The sequence below is a fragment of the Bacillus sp. S4 genome (assembly GCF_040838205.1).
In the GTDB taxonomy this organism is placed as follows: Bacteria; Bacillota; Bacilli; order Bacillales; family Bacillaceae_G; genus Bacillus_A; species Bacillus_A cereus_U.
The window spans coordinates 1-6,090 of sequence record NZ_JBFPJI010000203.1; the positions used below are offsets into that span (position 1 = coordinate 1).

Below are 6,090 nucleotides of genomic sequence, written 5' to 3' on the forward strand. Positions count from 1 at the left end.
ATTATATAAATTAACACTGTTATTCCGCTAGTGAAAAAGGCTGACAATGCAGTTACTATTCGAAGGATACTAACATCAATTCCATACTTATCGCTTAAGCCACCTAATACACCTGATACTTGTTTATCTTGAGTGGACTTATATAATTTTTTCATCTAAACACCCCAATCAAATTAAATCTTTGTATACTAAAAATCAGTTCAACCTTTGGAAGAGATTTAACATTGCTTCAACTAACCTGCCCTTTAATTGAATAACATCTGTTATCTATATTTTAACATAAAATCCCATAATTCTTCTGTTTTTCATTTTAAAACCACACTATTTTAGAAAACAAGCTTTTGTTAAGATAGCGATAGTAAATGAAATTATATCGACGTTGCTACAAAAATGACAAATCCTATTACTAAAAGAACCGTCCCATAATACTTTGGGACGGTTCTTTTTTCCTTATTAATGATTCTTTAACATCACTAACATCTTCTCTTGACTATACATCCACACTGTAATGATTAAACAAGCAAGCGCTACTTCTGATAATGCCATAAATCCAATTGCATAATGACCTGTTAGTTGGAATAGTAGTGTTAAAATTAATGGTGGGAAGAACCCTCCTAGTCCACCTAAAGCTGACACAACCCCATTTACAATCCCTGCTTGTTCAGAGAAGTACATTGGAACAAGTTTAAAGATTGTACCATTTCCAATACCTGCACAGAATGCGACTAGTAAGCAACCAAATGTATACACGTTCATACTAGGCATAAATGATAAAATAATACCTGAAAGTGTTAAGCCGATAAATACGAAGATTAATATTTTAAATGGATTAAACTTATCACCGAGCCAGCCACCAATTGGGCGCATCATTGTTGCTAATACGATAAACCCCGCTGTCCGCATACCCGCATCTACTTTCTCTAATCCGAAGTGAGATACTAAAAAGTTTGGTAAATATACTGTGAATGCGACAAATGATCCGAAAGTTAAAAAGTAAAAGATACATAAAAACCAAAGTTTTTCATTTTTATATACACCTTTTATTTGTTCCATTAATGGTGTATTCACCTTTTTCTCCTTACGATCGCCTAATAAAAAGTTCATAAGTGCAAATGCTGCAAGTAAAACTAAATAACACTGTACTGTTGTTCTCCAGCCAACCGAAGTTGCAATGACAGGTGCTAAAAACGAAGTAATTGCTGTTCCGGCGTTACCGACACCATAAATACCATTTACAAAACCGTGACTCTCTTTCGGAAAGTACTTTGGTAAAGAAGTTACCCCTACGGAGAAAACAGCTCCACCGATTCCTACAAATAAGCCACCAATAATTAAATCCATCATAGAATTTGCAACGCTAATATAAAAGACAGGGAATAATAGAAGAATAAAACTAATAAAGAATAATTTTCTTGCTCCGTAACGATTTGTCCAATAACCAATTGGAATGCGAAGAATAGAACCTAAAATAACCGGTACTGCTGTGACCATAGAAATTTGTCCCGCAGTTAATGAAATATCCGCTTTAATATACGGCATTAATGATGATAAAATGACCCATACCATAAAACCAATAACTAGATTAGAAGTTTGTAAACTTAATTGAAAATTAGGACTTTTCATCCTGTTCCCTCCTATGTATGCATAGTTATATTAATTCCCTCCAGTCTAATCACGTACTAACATGATTAGACTGAAAAGAATCAACCACCACTTACTGGCGGAATCATCGCTACAACATCGCCAGTTTGAATGATGTCGTCCTTATTTGCGTATTCTTCATTTATAGCGACCATAATCTGTTTTGAAATTGTTATGTTGTATTCTTTAACAAGAATATCTTTTAGCTCAGCAACAGTAATCTTTTCACAATCTATTTGCAAAGCTGGCTTACTTGCTTCTTCTTGCAAATGTGCAAATAATAGTACTTCAATCATTTTCTCATCTCCTTTTCAGGCTCACCCTTTGCATATGCTGTTTTCTCTAACTGATCGCCTATCCATAACTCACCATCTTCCCAAAACTCTTTCTTCCAAATTGGAACAATTTGTTTAATTCGTTCCATAATATATTCATTCGCCTCATAGGCTGCTTTCCGGTGCGGTGTAGCAACAGCAACGACAACAGCCAAATCAGAAATTTGCAATGTACCAATGCGATGCGTAATTGCCACATATGTCCCCGGCCATTTCTCTTCTACTTCGGTACCAATTTTCGCAAGCTGCTTTTCCGCCATCGTCTTATAAGCCACATACTCTAAATATAACGTACGACGTCCTTTCGTAAATTCTCTGACAGTACCAATAAAAGTTGTAACTGCACCACACTCACGTCGAATTACTTTACTTGTAACATCTTCAATTGAAATAGGCGTATCAATTACTTCATAATACGTATGTGTCATCTTGCACCTCTTATCTTTGTATAAATCATAATCCGCGAAGAAGCCATCAATCTATTTTTCTATTACTTGTATGATCGAAGTGGTTCTTTCCATGGACACTCACTGCCTACGTTTGATTCTAATAACAGTACCGAAACAGTTATTCCTGCTTCAAATCCTCTCGTTCCTCCCGGTAGGACGATAAATGCATTCGCTTCTGCAAGTGAAGAAATTGCACTAGATTTATCTAAACCAACTGGTGTAACCTGTAATTGGCCATCTACAAGTTCTACCTTCCCTCTTACAAAACGCGTAAACGGATTTGCTTTCGGAAAGTCTTTCTGTAAAATCGCCTCTGCACGATATACGTGCGGATCTTTCCTATGCAAGTATGTTCCAATGACTGGTCGAACATATAATTCACACCCAACATAACAAGCAGAAGGATTACCAGATAGACCAAATAATAGTTTTCCTTCTAACTCAGCTACAGTTGTCACACTTCCTGGTCGCATTGCTATTTTATTAAAAAGTACATTAGCTTGTAATCTCTCATAAATAGCAGGTAAATAGTCATAGTCTCCTACCGAAACGCCACCAGTTGTAATTAAAATATCGACTTCTTTTATCGCTTTTTTTACAGTGTTATAACACGTCTCAAAATCGTCAGCGAATTGTCCATAATACTTTACAAATCCGCCCGCTCGTTCAATTTGTGCAGCTATCATATAGGAGTTACTATTTCGAATCTTCCCTGCCTTTAATTGTTCATGTACTTCAAGCAGTTCGCTACCCGTCGTTACAATTCCAATAACCGGCTGTTTTACAACGTGTACGGAACTATAACCAAACGTAGCAAGCAGTGCCGCTACTCCTGGGTTAATAACAGTCCCTTTTTTCACAAGGATGGCATTTTGTTTTACATCTTCTCCTTTAAAAGAAATGTTATCACCGGCGGCGAAGGAGCGTTTTAATTTCATATAAGTCTTTTCGTTTTCTTCAAACTCTTCCGTTAGCTCTAACATAACAACCGCATTACACCCTTTCGGAATTGCGGCTCCTGTCATAATACGTACAGCTTGAAATGCTTTCACTTCTTCTGTAAAAACAAAACCTGCTCCAATTTCACCAATCACTTCAAACAGAATGGGATTACTACTACTGGCTTCTTTTGTATCTTCTTCTCGAATCGCAAATCCGTCGTATGGAGAGCGATTAAAATGAGGGACATCATGATCTGCAATAACATCTTCTCCAAGAATTCTTCCGTAACTTTCTATAAGAGAAACCTCTTCTGTTTCACCTTGACGAGCATATTCCATTACAAGTGTAACTGCTTCTGCCACTGGAATTGATATACGTTTTTGTAACATTCCTTTTTCACCTCGTTTTGATAAGGAGACTCTTTCTCTCTATTCATCCTATATACTTTGCGTATAATCGTTTTGCCATTTTCACATCATTTGTTCCATGAATAAATGCCCTACCGTCTGTAAATAAAACGAAACGATATTCATCAACTAAAAACGATAGTAAATACGGCGTTTTTTGGACATTCACACTTTTTTGTAAGCGCTTTTGAACTTCCTCTAAATGAAGAATCCCCTTTACTCCCGGACGGATTTGAACCGTATTCCTTCCGCATAGCACTTCAGTTTTCATCTGAGATTCAAATGTTAAACTTGGATACGTGCGTACATTTCCACAAGATGGACATGTACTTTTTTTCTGTCTATTTACTTTTAATGAGAGATATTGATTGTTCCATATATCAAATGATAACATTGTTCCCCTTAGCGACTGAAAATCATCCACCAATATTTTCATCGCCTCTGTTACTTGGTGAGCAACGACCATTTGTACAGCTGGCTGAATGATTCCTGCTGTATCGCATGTTGCACCGCCCATAGGATGATCCATTAGGCAGCGAAAACATGGTGTTTCTCCCGGAAGAATTGTATATGTTACGCCGTAACTCCCAATACATCCGCCATATATCCAAGGTATATTTTCTTTTTGTGAAATGTCATTTATAAGTAGGCGCGTATCGAAATTATCAGTCGCATCTAAAATAAGATCTACTTCTTTTGCCAACTCTTCCATTTCTTGCATTGTAACATCCGTTATAACCGGCTCAATTTTCACTTCAGAATTAATCTTTCTTAAATGCTCTGCCGCTGCAATTGCTTTTGGTTTACACTGCTGTGCATCTTCTTCTGTATATAGCTGTTGCCGCTGTAAATTACTCCATTCGACGTAGTCACGGTCAGCAATTGTCAATTTCCCAATTCCCATTCTAACTAGCGCTTCCGCATTTGCAGCTCCTAGTGCACCCGCACCGATTAGGAGCACATGCTTTTCTCTTATTTTTCTTTGTCCCATTTCACCAATTCCAGAAAACAATACTTGCCTAGAATAACGCTCTTGCATAGGGAATCCTCCTTTCGCTATCCACCAATGTAAGACATTTCAACTTTTGGACGTTTATTTGTACTTTCTGCCGTTCGTTCATCTGAATACCGATCTTTCCTAAACTCCCATGTATGTTGTAGAATTTTTAATAGTGAGGCATCAGAAATATTTTCTCGAAGAAGCGTTCGTAAATCTGTTCCTTTTGTTCCAAATAAGCATGTGAAAAATTTACCGTCTGCCGAAATACGAGCTCTCGTACAAGAAGAACAAAATGACTCAGAAACAGAAGTAATAAATCCAACTTCTGCATCGTTCCCTACATATCGATACAATTTCGCTACTTCTCCAAAGTAACGAGGCTTAACAGGCTCAATCGGATATACACGATTAATTTTCTCTATTAATTGTTCCTTCGTAATAACTTGTTCAAAGTTCCATCCGTTCGTACTGCCCACATCCATAAACTCAATAAAACGGAGCTGAATTTCTTGTTCTTTAAAATAACGAGCCATAAGAAGAATTTGACTATCATTCATCCCTTTTTTTACGACCATATTTACCTTTACTTCTAATCCAGCTGCCTTTGCTGCTTCAATTCCTTTCAATACAGGTTTTGTACTTACATTTCGTCCATTAATTTTTTGGAAGACGTGATCCTCTATCGCATCTAAACTAATATTTACACGTTTTAATCCCGCTTCTTTTAATAGCTTAGCTTGTTTTGCTAAATGAATACCGTTTGTTGTGAGTCCAATATCCGTTAAACCTTCTATCTTTGCAAGCCTTGCGATTAACTTCGGTAAATCTTTACGCAATAAAGGTTCACCGCCAGTAAGCCTAATTTTTTCAACTCCCATACTTATAAATAATCTCGCTAATCTTTCTATTTCATCGAACGTTAATAAAAACTCTTCCTGTAAAAAAGCGTAATCAGGTCCGAACACTTCCGCCGGCATACAGTACGTGCACCTAAAATTACAACGGTCAATAACTGAAATACGTAAATCTTGAAGTGGCCGCTCTAAAGAATCTCTCATCTTCTCGTGCATCTATATCCCTTCTTTTCTACTCAAATCATTAGTAAGCTTTCAAATTTTTTATTTGCCTTCATTATAAAAAAGAAGCTACATATTCAATGTGACTTTTCTCACATTACTTTCCCCATTCAAAAATTCTTCACAAATCCGTTCGAATTTTGTTCACATCTCTAGTCCCATTCTCTTTACATATTGAAATTCCTTATTGTGTTTCTTTTTCTCTTTTCTTAAACTAAAAAATTTATAGTCATATAATCC

General features: G+C 36.6%; 7 protein-coding genes. All 7 read right to left on the reverse strand.

Features of this window, described 5'->3' with window-relative positions:
- Nucleotides 1-155, reverse strand: a 155-nt coding sequence (locus AB3X48_RS16260) for a PspC domain-containing protein (RefSeq protein WP_367959738.1), incomplete at its 3' end; no start/stop codon positions are given.
- A gap of 298 nt (nt 156-453) precedes the next feature.
- On the reverse strand, nt 454-1,623 hold the full coding sequence (gene narK / locus AB3X48_RS16265) for a nitrate transporter NarK (protein ID WP_016104683.1): 1,170 nt from the start codon (nt 1,621-1,623) through the stop codon (nt 454-456).
- An 80-nt stretch (nt 1,624-1,703) separates the two neighbouring features.
- Nucleotides 1,704-1,937, reverse strand: coding sequence for a molybdopterin converting factor subunit 1 (moaD, locus tag AB3X48_RS16270; protein ID WP_367959737.1), 234 nt, complete (start codon nt 1,935-1,937; stop codon nt 1,704-1,706).
- On the reverse strand, nt 1,934-2,404 hold the full coding sequence (locus tag AB3X48_RS16275) for a molybdenum cofactor biosynthesis protein MoaE (protein ID WP_016104681.1): 471 nt from the start codon (nt 2,402-2,404) through the stop codon (nt 1,934-1,936). Before AB3X48_RS16275 ends, moaD begins: the two co-directional genes overlap by 4 nt.
- Nucleotides 2,405-2,466: 62 nt before the next feature.
- Nucleotides 2,467-3,756, reverse strand: coding sequence for a molybdopterin molybdotransferase MoeA (locus AB3X48_RS16280; protein ID WP_016104680.1), 1,290 nt, complete (start codon nt 3,754-3,756; stop codon nt 2,467-2,469).
- 43 nt (nt 3,757-3,799) lie between these two features.
- Nucleotides 3,800-4,813, reverse strand: a complete 1,014-nt coding sequence (locus AB3X48_RS16285; RefSeq protein ID WP_016104679.1) for a molybdopterin-synthase adenylyltransferase MoeB — start codon at nt 4,811-4,813, stop codon at nt 3,800-3,802.
- A gap of 17 nt (nt 4,814-4,830) precedes the next feature.
- Nucleotides 4,831-5,844: a GTP 3',8-cyclase MoaA gene (moaA, locus tag AB3X48_RS16290; RefSeq protein ID WP_016104678.1), complete on the reverse strand. Its 1,014-nt coding sequence runs from the start codon at nt 5,842-5,844 to the stop codon at nt 4,831-4,833.
- Nucleotides 5,845-6,090 lie beyond the last annotated feature (246 nt).

Coding starts and splice junctions, on each gene's coding strand:
- narK (WP_016104683.1), bottom strand. CDS start 1,623: ATGAAAAGTCCTAATTTTCAATTAAGTTTACAAACTTCTAATCTAGTT.
- moaD (WP_367959737.1), bottom strand. CDS start 1,937: ATGATTGAAGTACTATTATTTGCACATTTGCAAGAAGAAGCAAGTAAG.
- AB3X48_RS16275 (WP_016104681.1), bottom strand. CDS start 2,404: ATGACACATACGTATTATGAAGTAATTGATACGCCTATTTCAATTGAA.
- AB3X48_RS16280 (WP_016104680.1), bottom strand. CDS start 3,756: ATGTTACAAAAACGTATATCAATTCCAGTGGCAGAAGCAGTTACACTT.
- AB3X48_RS16285 (WP_016104679.1), bottom strand. CDS start 4,813: ATGCAAGAGCGTTATTCTAGGCAAGTATTGTTTTCTGGAATTGGTGAA.
- moaA (WP_016104678.1), bottom strand. CDS start 5,844: ATGCACGAGAAGATGAGAGATTCTTTAGAGCGGCCACTTCAAGATTTA.